General features: G+C 49.9%; 14 protein-coding genes. 8 read left to right on the top strand and 6 right to left on the bottom strand.

Annotated features, from left to right (window positions below; translation table 11 throughout):
- Positions 1–207: 207 nt before the first annotated feature.
- The 4 genes from CKV66_RS01350 (at position 208) to waaA (ending at position 5,316) form a co-directional block, all read left to right on the top strand.
- Positions 208–1,914: an OmpA family protein gene (locus tag CKV66_RS01350; RefSeq protein WP_095197812.1), complete on the top strand. Its 1,707-nt coding sequence runs from the start codon at positions 208–210 to the stop codon at positions 1,912–1,914.
- Positions 1,915–2,264: 350 nt separating this feature from the next.
- Positions 2,265–3,098: a factor H binding protein domain-containing protein gene (locus CKV66_RS01345; protein WP_085364317.1), complete on the top strand. Its 834-nt coding sequence runs from the start codon at positions 2,265–2,267 to the stop codon at positions 3,096–3,098.
- Positions 3,099–3,306: 208 nt separating this feature from the next.
- On the top strand, positions 3,307–3,924 hold the full coding sequence (locus CKV66_RS01340; RefSeq protein WP_231990504.1) for a 5-formyltetrahydrofolate cyclo-ligase: 618 nt from the start codon (positions 3,307–3,309) through the stop codon (positions 3,922–3,924).
- Between the two features lie 135 nt (positions 3,925–4,059).
- Positions 4,060–5,316 (top strand): lipid IV(A) 3-deoxy-D-manno-octulosonic acid transferase, encoded by a 1,257-nt coding sequence (waaA, locus tag CKV66_RS01335; RefSeq protein ID WP_085364315.1) that lies wholly within the window; start codon positions 4,060–4,062, stop codon positions 5,314–5,316.
- Between the two features lie 136 nt (positions 5,317–5,452).
- Here waaA and CKV66_RS01330 read toward each other — a convergent pair whose 3' ends face one another.
- Positions 5,453–5,659, bottom strand: coding sequence for a glycine zipper 2TM domain-containing protein (locus tag CKV66_RS01330; protein WP_085364314.1), 207 nt, complete (start codon positions 5,657–5,659; stop codon positions 5,453–5,455).
- Positions 5,660–5,832: 173 nt separating this feature from the next.
- Between CKV66_RS01330 and CKV66_RS01325 the strand changes: the two genes are divergently transcribed.
- Positions 5,833–6,279, top strand: a complete 447-nt coding sequence (locus CKV66_RS01325) for a CopD family copper resistance protein (protein ID WP_085364313.1) — start codon at positions 5,833–5,835, stop codon at positions 6,277–6,279.
- A 72-nt stretch (positions 6,280–6,351) separates the two neighbouring features.
- Here the strand turns inward: CKV66_RS01325 and gltX are convergent, their stop codons facing one another.
- On the bottom strand, positions 6,352–7,746 hold the full coding sequence (gene gltX, locus CKV66_RS01320) for a glutamate--tRNA ligase (protein ID WP_085364312.1): 1,395 nt from the start codon (positions 7,744–7,746) through the stop codon (positions 6,352–6,354).
- Between the two features lie 336 nt (positions 7,747–8,082).
- Between gltX and CKV66_RS01315 the strand changes: the two genes are divergently transcribed.
- Together CKV66_RS01315 and lysS are read left to right on the top strand one after the other, a co-directional pair.
- Positions 8,083–8,895, top strand: a complete 813-nt coding sequence (locus CKV66_RS01315) for a Slam-dependent surface lipoprotein (RefSeq protein ID WP_157739135.1) — start codon at positions 8,083–8,085, stop codon at positions 8,893–8,895.
- 166 nt (positions 8,896–9,061) lie between these two features.
- A complete protein-coding gene (lysS, locus tag CKV66_RS01310) occupies positions 9,062–10,573 on the top strand; it encodes a lysine--tRNA ligase (protein ID WP_085364322.1) in 1,512 nt (503 codons plus the stop codon).
- Positions 10,574–10,742: 169 nt separating this feature from the next.
- On the opposite strand, the gene glmS is transcribed toward lysS, so the two are convergent.
- The 4 genes from glmS to CKV66_RS12270 form a co-directional block, all read right to left on the bottom strand.
- A complete protein-coding gene (gene glmS / locus CKV66_RS01305; RefSeq protein ID WP_085364310.1) occupies positions 10,743–12,578 on the bottom strand; it encodes a glutamine--fructose-6-phosphate transaminase (isomerizing) in 1,836 nt (611 codons plus the stop codon).
- A 186-nt stretch (positions 12,579–12,764) separates the two neighbouring features.
- Positions 12,765–14,141, bottom strand: a complete 1,377-nt coding sequence (glmU, locus tag CKV66_RS01300; RefSeq protein ID WP_085364309.1) for a bifunctional UDP-N-acetylglucosamine diphosphorylase/glucosamine-1-phosphate N-acetyltransferase GlmU — start codon at positions 14,139–14,141, stop codon at positions 12,765–12,767.
- A 91-nt stretch (positions 14,142–14,232) separates the two neighbouring features.
- The gene (locus CKV66_RS12275; protein WP_085364308.1) at positions 14,233–14,532 is read right to left on the bottom strand and encodes a spore cortex protein; all 300 of its coding nucleotides are present in this window, start codon (positions 14,530–14,532) and stop codon (positions 14,233–14,235) included.
- Positions 14,533–14,605: 73 nt separating this feature from the next.
- Positions 14,606–15,256: a pyrimidine 5'-nucleotidase gene (locus CKV66_RS12270; protein ID WP_085364307.1), complete on the bottom strand. Its 651-nt coding sequence runs from the start codon at positions 15,254–15,256 to the stop codon at positions 14,606–14,608.
- Between the two features lie 337 nt (positions 15,257–15,593).
- Here CKV66_RS12270 and CKV66_RS01290 point away from each other — a divergent pair, with 337 nt between their 5' ends.
- Entirely contained in the window at positions 15,594–16,604 is a 1,011-nt protein-coding gene (locus CKV66_RS01290) for a thiamine ABC transporter substrate-binding protein (protein WP_085364306.1), read from the top strand.
- Positions 16,605–16,698: the final 94 nt, after the last annotated feature.

Genomic DNA, 16,698 nt, shown 5'->3' with positions numbered 1-16,698 from the left:
CGGTTTCAAAGACTCTGACAACGCGTGCGTGCAGAGGCACGCACCCTACGCACGCAGGCTACGCTTGCTCAAATGTTAATGATGTAGGCCAGATTCTTGAATCCAACGTTGCGGGGAGGTTTGGGCAAATTGCCTTATGTGAGTATTTTATCTACAATTACTAACAAGATTTATAATGAAAAAATATTTATATACAAAGGAGTATCAATGAATAACCCATTCCAAACAAATGCAACTCAAGAAAATACCAACAAGCAGGAGGAGAAGTTAAAAGATTATTTAAAAAAAATGGAAATATGGGAACGGCGGGCAGAAGAAGAAAAGAAGAGGGCAGAAAATGCACTTAAAGCGAAAATGCTTGACGAAGCAAAAAAGCATGCCAAATCAACATCGAAATTTGCATACGAAGTTTTAAGGATTGCGGATTTAGCCAAAAAAGTGATAAGTGAGCAAAACACGGCAAATACGGCAAATACAAACCCATTAGAAGAACTAAAGAAAAAGATAAATATATGCGCACAAAATGCGCAGAAACTAGCGTATGAAGCAGATAAATTAATCTCAGATGAAGAGCGTTACAAAATAACATTTGATAAATTATCAACGCTTCTGGGATTTCTTTTCAAATTAGGATTATTGATTGGCGGAGGTGGTGTTTTTATTTATTGTTTTTTGGATATCAATTATTTTCCTTCGCCGATGAGTATTGAAAATGCATTGGCGTTTATTTTTATTGCATTAGGATTCGGTATAGCTTTTATAGCTATTTATGTTGTTGTTGAAATTTTGTGGAAGGCTGTAAAAATCGTAATGGAAATTTTAATGGCATCAATAAAGTTTTTAATAATGGTAAAAATATTCAAAAAAAATAATTTAAATCAAAAAAGTAATGTCAATGCCTCATTGCGGGAAATAGCTATATCAGTTTTGATTGGTTTTATATTAACAATTATTATTGGTTTGATAGGATTTATATCTAATATAGATATTGATTTTATCTTTTCTTTATTGGTGTTTATATGGTCTATTGTGCTTGGAAAGATAATTTTAATAGTATTTCTTATGAAGGGTTGGGAATTAAATTATAGAAAAGAAGACAAAATTTATATTTTAGGAATATTAATACTGGTAATATATTCAATCATTTGTGCAGTATTTGCTATAACAGGGTTTAATTTTCTGCGTTTCCCTTTCAATCAATTAGGCATTGCCCTTCAAAACGTATCCATGGGGCTTTCAGAAAAAGATTTTAATTTGATAAAAAACACAGCAGAAGAGGCGGATATACCTGTTTTATTTAGCTGTAACGAAAGTGAAAAAACGATTCATGGTGTTGATGTATTGTGGCACGGCTTGGGGGATAACTCTCTTATTGAGATACCTTCTAGAGAGCAGAATAAAAATATACGTTTAGAGCTTAAAAGTAGTGAAAATAAGATTATTACTTTAAGTAATCAAACATCTCCCAAAGGTTGTATACATGCCAGGCTAAAAAATTCTTTTGACAAAAGGAAGAGTGAACCGAGTGAGAAAATGACAAATGAGCTAAACGATATTCTTACAAAAGTGGCAAACAATTATGCTGTAAAAAAATTGGATGTTACGGGATATGCAGATTTGTCTCCATATAAAGGCGGGAATCAACAGCTCTCTAAACAACGTGCAGATACAGTAAAAAGTAAAATTGATGAAATAAAAAAAGGTGTTCAAGGAATTGAAAATTTAGAGGTATATTCTATTGGAGGCGGCAATTATCATGCAGATAATAAATGCATTAATCCCAAGCTATCGGAAAAAGATCTGGAAGATTGTCGCATGGTAGATAGAGGAATTTCCTTGCGTTTTCACGTTGAACAGAAAAAACCGGATCAGGGCAATCAACAAGATGCTCAATCCAAGCAACAGAACAACTAAAATCTCTTATATTGATTTTTAAATTTATTGAAGTTTGAGTTTACTAGTTCGGCCAATAAGAGGCCGTCTTAAAAGCCGTAGGTCGGGCATTCTTGCCCGACTTTTTATTGGCACAAATCTTGAATAGACGCCATTCAAAAGCGTTTTCTTACACATCGGTGTACTTTAATAGCGGGTTTTGTTGATAAAGCGCAATTTATGTTAAATATCTATGCCGTCTGCCTTGTGCATCGGGTATCAAGTTTGTAAACTCATTAATCATGAAATGAATTGTTTGATACAGCAGATTACTGTGTGGGAATCGGGAGGCTGATTCTCTTGGAAGATAATTAATAGAAGGAAACATTATCATGAAAACGTTTAATACTTTGGTTTTGGCCGGTGCTGCGTCTTTATCCCTTTCTGCTTGCGGTGCGATTAAGGATGCGATTGATTCTATTCATATATCTGAAAGAAACGGCCATTATCACGCGATTGTTACGCCTGATTTGAGCAGCACCAATACGCAAAAAGTTACTTTGAAACTGAATGGCAAGGAATACCGTGCGGGCAATGAGATTGATATTGTGACTTTGCCTCAAAATACGGTAACCAACCAGAAGTTTGAAAAAACAGGCGAGGTGGTGAAAGACGGACGTTCGGTTCAGTTTAAAGAAGCAGGCACGGCGCGGATTTATAAAAACAATTATTCGGTGGTTTTGGCTACCCATGTGGAAAGTGTAACAGGCGCTGAAACTGGCACTAAGGCGGGTTCGACCAAGGTATTGGCCGTGCAGGGTATTGCTGCTGATCTTGATAAAGTTAAAGCGCAAAAAGGGAAATTTGATTACGACGGCTTAGCGTTTACCGGACAGGGTGAGCAAGGCCGGTTGAGCTACACAGTTGATTTCGACCGTGATGTTGGGTCGGGCTATATTAAAGGCATCAAAAGCACCGGCACCATTCAGCTTAACAGTAGCAGCATAAGCTCATTTAAGCCTGATAATAGTTTTAATGCCAAAGCAGGTATTAAAGGGGTGGCCGTGGCTGAAAAAGACAAGGTTGTCGGTTCTTATCAATTAGGTTTTTTTGGTAAGAAGGGTAATGAAACTGATGAAATTGCCGGTAAGGCAAACTTCATGATTGACGGTAAAGAAGCTGATGTCGGCTTCGGCGGTAGAAAACAACCCAGCTTAGTAAAATAAGTTTGTGAGTTGGCGCAGCAGATAAGCTGCGGAACAGGCCGTCTGAAAACTTCGCGCGGATTGGTTGCGGGGTTTTTCAGACGGCCTCTTTCTATCTTGGGTGCTGTTGGGTGGGATGAAGCGGTTTGAAGGCGGGCAGTTGGTGCAAAACAGCGCGAATGTATCCTAGCGGCTTGAATTTCGTGCGGGTATGTAGTCAAATCGCCGCATGTTTATGTTTGCTGTTGAGAGGCCGTCTGAAATGCCGAACCGCGCTGCAAAATCCGAGCTGCGCCGCCAGCTGCGCCGTGCCCGTGCCGCTTTGCCTGAAAAGGAACGTATTGCGGCCACGCGTGCGGCGAACTGTTTTTTAAAACGCTTTATCCGTCGCGGCAGCCGTATCGGTATTTATTGGCCGGTGGGCAGTGAAATACGTTTGGACGGCTTGATTCAGACGGCCTTATCACGCGGGGCGGAGCTTTATCTGCCTTATATCGAGCCGCATTCGCTGCGTTTGTGGTTTACGCCTTATCAGGCCGACGCGGCGCAGGCGGAGCGCAAACGGGGTAGCGCGCGGCTGCATATTCCGCAGTTTGGTGGCAAAAAAATCCGTGCGCACCGTTTGCATGTGCTGTGCGTGCCGTTGGTGGGTATAGACAGGCAGGGCTACCGTTTGGGGCAAGGCGGCGGCTATTATGATGTGTCGCTGGCGGCGTTGAAGGGGCGCACGCGGCCGCAGACGGTGGGCGTGGGCTTTGCCTGCCAGCTGTGCGATGCGTTGCCGCACGAGCCGCACGATATCCGGCTGGATGCGTTTGTGTGCGAACAAGGCATCATCCGCTTTTAAGGCTTGAGGCCGTCTGAAAACTGCGGGCATTGCCGAAACAAGAGCTTGGCCGCCATTCTGTTTTATTGGCGGCGTTTAAATCCGCTACAATGTCGGCAGTTGCCGAACCATCCAACCTGTTAATAAGATAAGTTTATGAATATACGTTGGTTTTATAATCAGCTTTGGAAAGTTGCCCCGTATTTTATCCGCCATTACCTGCGCAAACGCGGCGAGAAAGCGCCTGCTTATCTTGAGCATTGGAGCGAGCGTTTCGGCGGAGCGATGGTGAATCCCGTGCAGCAGCCGGTGTGGGTGCATGCGGTATCGGTGGGCGAAACCCGCGCCGCCCAGCCTCTGATTCGGGAGTTGCGCAAACATTTCCCCGATGCGCCCCTGCTGATTACGCAGATGACGCCGACCGGCCGGGCAACGGCGGAAGCGCTGTATCCCGACGCGCAATGCCGCTACCTGCCTTACGACAAGCCGGAATATGTGGCGCAGTTTTTACGCGAACACCGCCCGCGTTTCGGGATTTTGATGGAAACGGAAATTTGGCCGAATCTGATGCACGGTTGCGCCGAAGCGGGTGTGCCGCTGTTTTTGGCCAATGCGCGCTTGTCGGAAAAATCGCAAAACGGTTATTTGAAAGTCCGCACATTGGTCGAGCCTGCCATGCAGACCCTGCGCGGCTGTTATGCCCAAACGGCAGCCGATGCCGAGCGTCTGCATCTGATCGGCGCATCAAACGTGCATGTGTGCGGCAATACCAAATACGACATCACGCCCACCGATGCGATGCACGAAAAAGCGGCTTTTTTCCGCCAACTAATTGGCACGCGCCCCGTGGTGGTGTGCGCCAGCACGCGTGAATACAAGGGCACGGACGAGGCCGAGCTGCTGCTTTCCGCTTGGCGTGCTTACCACGGCGATGCTTTGCTGGTGTTGGTGCCGCGCCATCCCGAGCGTTTTCAGACGGCCTACGACACAGCGGTAAGCTTAGGTTTTAAAACGAAAAAACGCAGCGATGAAAGCGAAATCGCACCGGATACGCAGGTATGGATTGGCGACAGCATGGGCGAAATGCTCGCGTATTATCTGGTGGCGGATGTGGCTTTTGTCGGCGGCAGTTTGGTGGATACGGGCTGCCAGAATATTATCGAACCCGTCGCCTGCGGCATTCCCACCCTGTTTGGCCCTTCCACCTACAATTTTGCCGCCGCGTGTAAAGGCGCGGTGGAAGTGGGCGCGGCCAAGCAGATATTCAGCGCGCAGGAATGGCAATACACCGCGTCGAAATGGCTGTCGGAGCCGTCGTTGCGTTTGCCTTATACACAGGCTGCAGAGGCGTTTGTGGCGCAAAACCGAGGTGCCAGCAGTAGAATTGTGGAGCGTATGGTAGAGGCCGTCTGAAAACGGTTCAGACGGCCTCAAGCTTTTAACGCCCAGTCGTGTCAGCCACCAATTAAAAAAGCCGTCTGAAATCATTTTCAGACGGCTTTCGCATGGCTGGGAAACCAATTGATTACATATTGTTCAAATTCAATATTTATCGGTCGATTTGGCTGCCGATTACACCACCCAACGCCGCACCGCCCAAAGTAGAGCCGGTGTCGCCGCCGATCAGGTTGCCGGCTACGCCGCCGATTACGGCACCGGTAGCGGTGTTGCGTTGCGTGCGCGACATGCTTTCACAAGCGGTCAGCGAACCGGCAACGGCAACCAAAGCAATCATTTTTACGATAGTTGATTTCATAATGTCCTCCTAAAAAGAGTCGTTTGTATTGCGGGAGTCTTGCGGCCTGCGGCAGATGCCGAACGGCTAAGCCTCCTGTTGATGCACGCGCAGTATGGCACAGGATGCGGATAATGGTATATTGGCGGGCGTAAAGAGTATTAAAACTGAGAAAGATTGTGAAAGCCTATTTTATGAACGCTTATTCTGTTGCTCATATCATACATTTATTCTGTGCGATTGCTTTTGTAGGCGGGGTGTTTTTTGAAACGCTGGTGCTTTCGGTGATGCACAGCAAACGTGTATCGCGCGAGGCAAGGCGCGAAGTGGAGAAGGCTATTTCCCACCGCGCCGTGCGCGTGATGCCGTGGATTGTCGGCGGCGTGTTTCTTTCAGGGTTGGCGATGGCGCACCGCTACGCCGCTGTGTTTGCCGATCCGTTTGGCTCATCTTTCAATGCACAGCTGAGCTTGAAAGTGCTGTTGGCATTCAGTGTGTTGGTGCATTTCTTGATTGCCGTTACCAAAATGCGCCGCGGTACGCTTACGGCGGGCTGGTCGAAATACATACACGCCGCCGTGTTGATACACATGATTTTGATTGTGTTTTTGGCGAAGAGTATGTTTTATTTCAGTTTCTAATTATTTCTAAGTAAAAAAGCAGAAGGCCGTCTGAAAACTTTTCAGACGGCCTTCTTGTTTGCAGATACCGGATTAGCTGCGAATCCGTTTCAACACTTCTTCTTTACCGATTAAGGCCAGCACCGCATCCACGCTCGGGGTTTTGGCGGTGCCACACACGGCCAAACGCAGCGGCATGCCGAGTTTGCCCATTTTGATGCCTTCGGCGTCGCAGAAAGGTTTGAACAAATCGTGGATGGCTTCGGCATTCCAATCACTCAAGCCTTCGAGTTTGTCGGCAAAGCGCAGCATGCGCGCAGGAGCTTCTTCGTCCCAATGTTTTTGTACGTCGGCTTCGGCGGGTGTGCCTTTTTGGTAGAAATAAATGCATTCGTCGGCCAGCGTGTTCAAGTCTTGGGCACGGTCTTTAACCAAAGCCAACACGTCTTCCAAAGCAGGTTTGTCGGTAACGTCGACACCGCGCACGGTCAAGCGGGGTTTAACCAATTCTGCCAATTCTTCATTGGACGTGATTTTGATGTGCTCGCCGTTGATCCAGTAGAGCTTTTTCAAATCCATGCGGCTGGGCGAAGGGGAAACGTCTTTCAAATCAAACCATTCTACAAACTGCTTCATGGTAAAGAATTCGTCGTCGCCATGCGCCCAACCCAAACGGGCGAGATAGTTCAGCATGGCTTCAGGCAGGATGCCCATCGCGCCGAAATCGGTAATCGCCACGGTGTCGCCGCTGCGTTTGGAGATTTTCTTACCCTGTTCGTTCAAAATCATCGGCAGATGCGCGTATTCGGGCAGGGTGGCGCCCATTGCTTTTAAGATATTGATTTGCTTGGGTGTATTGTTCACATGGTCGTCGCCGCGGATCACATGGGTAACGCCCATATCGTAATCGTCCACCACCACGCAGAAATTATAGGTGGGCGTACCGTCGGCGCGGGCGATAATCAAATCGTCCAAGGCTTCGTTGGGAATGCTGATTTCGCCTTTGACCAAATCGTTCCATGTGGTTGTGCCGTCAATCGGGGTTTTGAAACGCACCACCGGTTCAACGCCTTCGGGTACGGGCGGCAGGGTTTTGCCGGCTTCGGGCCGCCAGCGGCGGTCGTAGGTGGCCGTGCCTTCTTTTTCAGCTTTTTCGCGCATGGCTTCCAGCTCTTCTTTGCTGCAATAACAATGGTAAGCATGGCCTTTTTCGAGCAGCTCGGCGATCACTTCTTTGTAGCGGTCGAAACGGCGGGTTTGATAAACCACATTGTCGGCATTGTCGTAGTGCAGGCCGACCCAATTCATGCCGTCGAGAATGATATTGACCGATTCGGCGGTAGAACGCTCCAAATCGGTGTCTTCGATACGCAACAAAAATTCGCCTTTGTGTTTTCTGGCAAACGCCCATGAAAACAGGGCGGTGCGCACGCCGCCGATATGCAGATAACCGGTGGGGCTGGGGGCAAAACGGGTACGGACAGTCATGGTTTCGGCTCCGGTAATAGGGAAAGGCGTTATTGTATAGAGGGGTGGGGAATTATGCTACTTTGCAGGTAAGAGAGGCCGTCTGAAAAAGCTGAGTTGCTGAAATGTAAAGAGATGTATAAATAAAATCACATAGAAAACAATCATTTTTAAAAATATTTAAAAATGAGCTTGTTTCTAGAGAAATTATTTAATAGAATGCGAACACTTCTTTACAAATAAGAGCGAATTGTTAAGATTGGCCAAACACTAAAACGGGAAACAAACTCAATCATAGTTCAGTAAGGAACACAATTAATGAAGTTGAAAAAATCATTGTTGTTGAGCATGCTGGCTTTGGGCTTGGCTGCATGTGGTAGCGGGGGAGACAATAAGCCCAACTTTTCTGCTAAAAACATTCAAAAAAATGCAGGTAAATTTTTAGCGGATACTGCAAAAGAAGTTGAAGTAAACGGTATGTTGTTGAGTAGAACCGTGAAAGAGAAAGACGGCGTTGCCGAAATTTCCGAAATCTACAACAATCCTCAATATAAACAACAGGGCACAATCACTACTTTGGTGTTGGGTAACAAAAAAATCCTATTGGTTCCAGAGGGTGCCACAATCGACGGCCCAAGCGTGATTTTGAGCGACAGCAATAATCCGAGTGCTGTCGGGACCAACTTGAATTATGCCCGTTACGGCAAGTATGCCGAGAAAAAAGACGGCGTTCAAACCGAACACCAGTTTTTCTTAGGTCACATCACGCCTGAAAAAACAATGCCCGGTCAAGGGGAAGTCACTTATAAGGGCTTGGCTTTCTACAATAAATTGATTACCGATAAAGAGCAGGCAGGGGATCAAAAAGCTGTTGCCAATGTTACGGGGCAGTCATCATTTAAAGTCGATTTCTTGGCGAAAAAAATTACCGGGGAAATTTCGTCAAATTCCAATGAGTTTGAAACCTTGACCTTCAAAGCCGATATTAGCGGCAACCGATTCAAGACCGAAAATGAAAAAGCCCAGTCAGACGGCAAGCAGCAGTTGAACGCCATGCACGGTGCTTTCTACGGTCCGCAAGCGGAGGAAATTGCCGGTGTGTACCATTCCCTCCAACGAGGGGTATCGATCGACGGTGCCTTTGGTGCCAAACAACAAAATAAACCTTAAGGTTGTTTAATCAAGGCCGTCTGAAACATTTCAGACGGCCTTTTCCATAGAAAAAACCGTTGAAACCGCGTAAAATACCGCTCCAAACAGCTAACTTACAGGCCGTTTTAGCGAAGCTCGCAAAGTTCGCTTTCAGACGGCCTGCTTATTTTTGGAAAACAACACCATGAGCGAACAGAACAACCCACAAACCGAGCCGCAGCTTGATGAAAACCAAATCATCGCCCTGCGCCGCGAAAAATTAAACGAACTGCGCAAACACGGCACCGCCTTCCCCAACCAATACAAGCGCGATGCCTTTGCCGGCGATTTGCAAGCGCAATACGGTTCGCTGGAAAAAGCCGAGCTTGACCCGCAGGAAATCCCTGTTAAAGTGGCCGGCCGCATGATGCTGCAACGCGCCATGGGTAAAGCCAGCTTCGCCACCATCCAAGACGTGAGCGGCCAGATTCAAGTGTATGTGAACAACCAAGGCGTGGGCGAAGACGTGCACAACGCCTTCAAACATTGGGATTTGGGCGACATCATCGGCGTGGAAGGCACGCTGTTCAATACCAACCACGGCGAACTGACCGTGCGCGCATCCAAGCTGCATTTGCTCACCAAATCGCTGCGCCCGCTGCCCGACAAACACAAAGGCCTGACCGACCAAGAGCAGAAATACCGCCAGCGTTACGCCGATCTGATTACCAACCAAGATTCGCGCGACACCTTTATCAAGCGCAGCAAAATCATCCAAGCCGTGCGCAACTATATGGTCAACGAGCGTTATCTCGAAGTGGAAACCCCGATGATGCACCCGATTCCCGGCGGTGCTACGGCCAAGCCCTTCGTTACCCACCACAACGCGCTCGACATGCCGCTTTACCTGCGCATCGCCCCCGAACTTTATCTGAAACGCTTGGTCGTAGGCGGTTTGGAGCGCGTGTTTGAAATCAACCGCAGCTTCCGCAACGAAGGCATGAGCACCCGCCACAACCCAGAATTCACCATGATGGAATTCTACGAAGCGTTCTGCACTTACGAGCGCATGATGGAAATGACCGAAGGCGTGATCCGCCATGCTGCCAAAGAAGTGTGCGGCACCGCCAAAGTGAGCTACAACGGCAAAGAAGTGGATTTGGAAAGCCCGTTCGAGCGTTTGACCATTCTCGAAGCCATCAAAAAATACAACCCGCACTACACCGACGAGCAGTTGAACGATGCCGAATGGCTGAAAAAAGAAATCGTGAAACACGGCGAAAAAATCCCACCGTCGCCCGGTATCGGCAGCCTGCAACTGGCCTTGTTTGAAGGCTGTGCGGAAAGCAAACTGTGGAATCCGACGTTTATCATCGACTATCCGGTGGAAGTGTCGCCGCTGGCACGCGCATCCGACACCAAACCCGGCTTAACCGACCGCTTCGAGCTGTTTATCGTCGGCCGCGAGTTGGCCAACGGCTATTCGGAGCTGAACGACCCCGAAGACCAAGCCGCCCGCTTTAAAGCGCAAGTAGCGCAGAAAGATGCCGGCGACGACGAAGCCATGCACTACGATGCCGACTACATCCGCGCCATGGAATACGGCCTGCCTCCCACCGGCGGCAGCGGCATCGGCTTGGACCGCTTGGTGATGCTGCTCACCGACGCGCCGTCTATCCGCGACGTGATTCTGTTTCCGCAAATGCGTCCCGAATAAAACTTATCGGCAATGATGAAAAGGCCGTCTGAAAATTCAGACGGCCTTTCGCATATCGGCAAGATTAAACATTGTAAGGATGAAGTTTATCTGCAACAGACTTGGCTTAACCTAAAAGGCCGTCTGAAAATTTCTTTTCAGACGGCCTCAAACTTTTTACCGATTCGGTTTACTCTACCGTAACCGATTTAGCCAAGTTACGCGGTTTATCCACATCGGTGCCGCGTGCGAGTGCGGCATGGTAGGCCAGAAGCTGCACGGGAATGGTGTGCACGATGGGTGACAGCACGCCGACATGACGCGGGGTGCGGATAACGTGCACGCCTTTGTCTTCGTTAAAGTTGCTGTCGAGGTCGGTAAACACAAACAATTCGCCGCCGCGCGCGCCGACTTCCTGCATGTTGGCTTTGACTTTATCAAGCAGCATATCGTTGGGCGCAATCACCACCACCGGCATGTTTTCGTCCACCAAGGCCAACGGGCCGTGCTTCAGTTCGCCGGCGGGGTAGGCTTCGGCGTGGATGTAGGTGATTTCTTTCAGCTTCAACGCACCTTCGAGCGCAATCGGGTAGTGAATACCGCGACCGAGGAACAATGCGCTGTTTTTAGAAGCGAATTTTTGCGACCATGCGGTAATTTGCGGTTCGAGGTTGAGCACATGTTGAATGCTGCCGGGCAGTTGGCGCAGTTCTTCGGTGTATTCCTGCGCCTGCGCTTCGGAAACATGGCCGCGCATTTTGCCCAAAGTAACGGCCAAGCCGAACAATACCACCAGTTGGGTGGTGAAGGCTTTGGTGGACGCTACGCCGATTTCGGCACCGGCGCGGGTGTACAGCACCAATTCGCTTTCACGCGGCAGGGAGGATTCCATCACGTTGCAGATGGAAAGGCTGTGTTTGTGGCCGAGCGATTGGGCGTATTTCAAGGCCTCCATGGTGTCGAGGGTTTCGCCCGACTGGGAAATGGTAATCACCAGTTGTTTGGGGTTGGCGATTACGTCGCGGTAGCGGTATTCGCTGGCGATTTCGACGTCGGTCGCCACTTTGGCAATGCTTTCCAGCCAGTATTTGGCGGTTAATGCAGAATAATAGGATGTGCCGCAGGCCAAAATTTTAATGCTGTCGATTTCGTTGAACACTTCACGCGCTTTGTCGCCGAAGTTTTCCGGCTCGAAGCCGCCTTCCAAGAATACTTCGGCGGTATCGGCAATCGCGCGCGGCTGCTCGTGGATTTCTTTTTGCATGAAGTGGCTGTACGGACCGAGTTCGAGCGAAGCCAGCGACAATTCGGATACCTTCACTTTGCGCTCGGCGGGTTGGCCGTTTTTATCAATCAGTTTTTCGATGCCTTTGGCGCTCAAGAGGGCAATGTCGCCGTCTTCAAGGTAGGCGATGTTGCGGGTGAAGGCGATCACGGCGGAAACGTCGGAGGCGATAAAGGTTTCGTCTTCGCCGAATGCCACCAGCAGCGGGCAGCCCATGCGCGCCACTACCATGTGGTCGGCGTTGTCTTGTGCCATCACGGCAATGGCAAATGCGCCGTGAAAGCGTTTGCAGGCAGCTTCTACGGAGGCAAATAAGTCGCCGTTTTGCAGATATTCGTGGGTTACGCTGTGCGCAATCACTTCGGTATCGGTTTGCGATTCAAACACATAGCCGAGTTTTTGCAGTCGGGCGCGTTCTTCTTCAAAGTTTTCGATGATGCCGTTGTGCACCACCGCGATCGTGCCGCTGGAAATATGGGGGTGGGCGTTCGGTTCGGTAACGCCGCCGTGGGTGGCCCAGCGGGTGTGGCCGATGCCGATATGGCCGAACATGCCGCGTTCTTTGGCGGCTTCTTCCATCAGGGCGACACGGCCGACACGGCGCACACGTTTGATTTTGTTGTCCGAATTAACGGCGATGCCCGAGGAGTCGTAGCCCCTGTATTCGAGGCGTTTTAAGCCGTCGGTGAGAAAGTCCACTACATTGTGTTTGGCGCGGATGGCGCCTACGATACCGCACATAATTGTTCCTTAGTATCAAGTGGTTGGAAGAAATCAGCCCGGCTGACGTTCAGACGGCCTGACGGGAAAGGTTAAGCCAAACAAATCATTTGGTTTTTGAATGGCTGTTTGGTTCATTTCGGTTTGTGTTTTTCAGACGGCCTCAAGCTTGACTGGAGGCCGTCTGAAAAAGAGACCGTAGAAATTTCAAGAAGTTTTCTTATCGCTTTTCTCCGGCCGTATCCAGCCTTCAATCACGGTTTGGCGCGCGCGGGCGAGGACGAGGGCGTTGTCTTCGCAGTTTTTGGTAATCGAACTGCCTGCGCCGATGGTGACTTTGTTGCCCAGTTTCACCGGAGCTACGAGCACGACGTTGGAGCCGATGCGCACTTCGTCGCCGATTTCGGTTTTGTGTTTGTTGACGCCGTCGTAGTTGGCGGTAATGGTGCCTGCGCCGATATTGGTTTTGCTGCCGATTTCGGCATCGCCCAAGTAGGTGAGGTGGTTGGCTTTGCTGCCTTTGCCCATCACGGTGTTTTTTACTTCGACGAAGTTGCCGATGTGTACGTCGGCGGCGAGTTTAGCGTTGGGGCGCAAACGGGCGAATGGGCCGATGCGGGCATCTTCGCCGACTTCGCAACCTTCGAGGTGCGAGAAAGGGGCGATTTGGGTGCCGGAAGCGATTTTGGCATTTTTAATCACGCAGTTGGCACCGATTTCTACGTCGTCGCCCAGTTTGACATCGCCTTCAATCACCACGTTTACGTCGATCACGACATCTTGGCCGTGTTTCAGACGGCCTCTCAAATCGAAGCGGGCGGGGTCGCGCAGGGTAACGCCGGCTTTGAGCAAGGCTTGCGCCTGATTGTTTTGGAAAATGCGCTCCAGCTCGGCAAGCTGTACTTTGTTGTTGACGCCCGCCGCCAAGTAAGAGGCGGCAACCTGTACGGGGTGTACGGCGATGCCGTCTGAATTGGCAAGTGCGATTAGGTCGGTCAAGTAGTATTCGCCTTGGGCGTTGTTGCTTTGCAGAGCGTTCAGCCAGCCTTCGAGCTTGGCGTTGGGCAACACGAGAATGCCGGTGTTGGTTTCTTTCACGGCTTTTTGGGCGGCATCGGCATCTTTTTCTTCGACAATCGCCACCACTTTGCCGCCTTCGCGGATGATGCGGCCGTAGCCTGTGGGGTCGTCCAGCACGTCGGTCAGCAGGCCGACTTCGTTGCCGGCGGCTTCGAGCAGTTTGTGCAGGGTGTCGGCATCGGTGAGCGGCACGTCGCCGTAAAGCACGAGCGTGCGGCCTTCTTTAGGCAGGTGCGGCAAGGCCGTTTTGACGGCGTGGCCGGTGCCGAGCTGTTCGGTTTGTTCCACCCAGTTCACATCGCGTTTTACCCGCGCCAAAACCTGCTCTTTGCCGTGGCCGATCACCACGTTGATGCTTTGCGGATTAAGGCTTCCGGCGGTGTCGATTACCCGCTGCACCATCGGTTCGCCGCCGATTTCGTGCAACACTTTGGGAAGTTTGGAATACATGCGCGTGCCTTTGCCGGCTGCGAGGATAACGACGTGTAAGGAGGATTGGCTCATGGTGTTTCTCTAAACAAAGAAATGATCGTAATGATGGGATTGCAGGCCGTCTGAAAAACGTGTTCAGACGGCCTGCCTTCTCGGATAGCGGTTATTGCGCTGTGTCGGGTGTGGCACCGTTTACCGGCTCGCCGCTGCTCTCGGGCATCTGCGGTTTTTGCCAATGTGTGCCGCGGATATCTTGTTCGCTGTGGTGTCGGATAACGGCGCGTTGCTCGGGGCGGAATTGGTTGTGGCGCATATTGCGCGAATAGGTGCCGTCTTGATACACCACGGGCGTGCCGCTTTCATATTTTTGTCTCAAAGCTGTGTGACCGTCGGCGGTTTGGTAAGTTTCCCAAGAACAGCCCGCCAGAATGGCGAGTGCGGCGAAAAGGGCAAGATGGCGCATGATGTTTCCTTAAGAATAATGATGAATAAACCTGATGCTATTTTAATCAAAATATTACTCAATAGATAGTTGGCTAAAGGGCGAGACTTGATGCCCACGAAGCCAGTGCCGGCATGTCGGCTGCGGCAAAGTCGACAAAAGGCAGCGAGTGTGCCTGCTGGTCGAACCACACGGTGCGCATGCCGAGTTTTTTGGCGGCGTGCAGATTGTCGGCACTGTCGTCAACCATAATGCAACATTCGGGCGCGGCGTCGAGCATATTGCATACATTGAGATAAGCATCGGTGTGCGGTTTGTAGAGCAGGCCGAAATCGTCGGTGCCGTATAAGGCATCGAAGTAGGTAGAGATGTTCATGCTATCGGCCAGCGCCTGCACATAAAACGACGGCGCGTTGGAAAAGATGGCTTTTCGACCTTTCAGACGGCCTAAAGTTTCTGCGGTGTCGGCAACCGGCACCAAAGCCGGCAGGATGGTTTCAAGCGGATGGCAGCGGCTCAGAAAGTCATGAATACAGATTTCGGGATGGTGTTTCTGCAAGCCTGCCAGCGTGGCGCCGTAGCGGTGCCAGTAGTCTTGCCGCACGTCGGAAGCGGTTTGCTCGTCCAAACCGAGCTTTTCGGCGAGATAAGCCGTCATGTTGCGGTTGATGAGCGTGAAGATTCCGGCGTCGGCATGGTGGAGGGTATTGTCGAGGTCGAACAACCAAACTGTTTGACAAATCATGGTATTTAAAATATTTTACAAAGTTTTCTGAGTGTTAAAAAAGATTAGTTTTTGTTGGTATTTGCTGTTGCGGCGGTGTTTTGCGAGGTAAAGCCCGTTGTGTGCCGCGTTACAGAATACCCGCAAAATATGCAGTTTTGCTGCACTTTCGGCTGATATGGGCGGTTGTGTCTTAAAAATACGACTAAAATGCCCGCAATCGTCGGCAAACGCTCAATCAAATCAATAATAAATATCCGAATCCGGATTTATGGATATTTTTGAGTGTAACGAGGGGCATACCTGTTGCACTGAAATAATTTCACAACACACATCATTATGATACGGACAATATGAAATGAAAATAAAGCACAGTATTTTATTGGGAGTGGGCGCGTTATTGTTGGCTGCCAAAGTAGCCGCCCAAACGGAAGTACGACTGGCGGTACATTCTTCGTTCAGTCTGCCTAAAGAAACCATTGCGAAATTCGAGCGCGATAACGGCGCCAAAGTTACCGTTATCGAAGCGGGCAGCGCCAATGAGATGCTCAACAAACTGATTTTGAGTCGCGCCCATCCGATTGCCGATGCCGTGTATGGTTTGGACAACGCCAATATCGGCAAAGCCCTTCACAGCAATATTTTGGCCGACAAACAGCCTTCGTCGCTGCCCGGCAATGCCTCGCTGCCCGGCGCAGTAGCAGTGGATTATGCTTATGTAACCCTGAACTACGATAAAAAATGGTTCGACGAGAAAAAGCTGCCGCTGCCCCAGTCTCTCGAAGACTTGACCAAACCGGCTTATAAAGATTTGCTGGTAACGCCGAATCCCGGCACGTCCAGCCCCGGCCTGTCTTTCCTGATGGCCAATATCGGCGGCATGGGTGAAGAGCAGGCCTTCAAATGGTGGGCGGATATGCGCAAAAACGGCGTGAAAGTTACCAAAAGCTGGAGCGACGCTTACTACACCGATTTCACCCAAAACGGCGGTTCGCGCCCTTTAATCGTGAGCTATGCCACCAGCCCCGCTGCCGAAGTGCATTTCAGCAAAGGCAAATATACCGTGCCGCCCACCGGCAATCTGTTTTTGAAAGGCGGCGTGTTCCGTCAGGTTGAAGGCGCGGCGGTATTGCGCGGTGCCAAACAGCCTGTGTTGGCGACCAAATTGGTGGCTTATCTGCAAAGTGCCGACGTGCAAAAAGCACTGCCGTCTGAAATGTGGGTTTATCCTGCCGTAAAAGGCACGCCGCTGCCCAAAGTGTTCGATTTTGCCCAAGTGCCGGAGCAACATTTCACGCCTTCCGCCGTGTTGATGGAGCAAAAGCAGAAGCAGTGGGTAAGCCGCTGGATTAAAGTGGTGTTGAAATAAACGTTTTCAGACGGCCTGATGCACGGAATGGAAGTGCTTGAGGCCGTCTGAAAATATGGTGAAGCATATATTTGAAACTGTATTGCAGCACTGT

The sequence above is a fragment of the Neisseria zoodegmatis genome, assembly GCF_900187305.1.
Taxonomy (GTDB): Bacteria; Pseudomonadota; Gammaproteobacteria; order Burkholderiales; family Neisseriaceae; genus Neisseria; species Neisseria zoodegmatis.
Note: the sequence above shows the minus strand (reverse complement) of the source record. Positions and strands in the feature narration are given on the sequence as shown.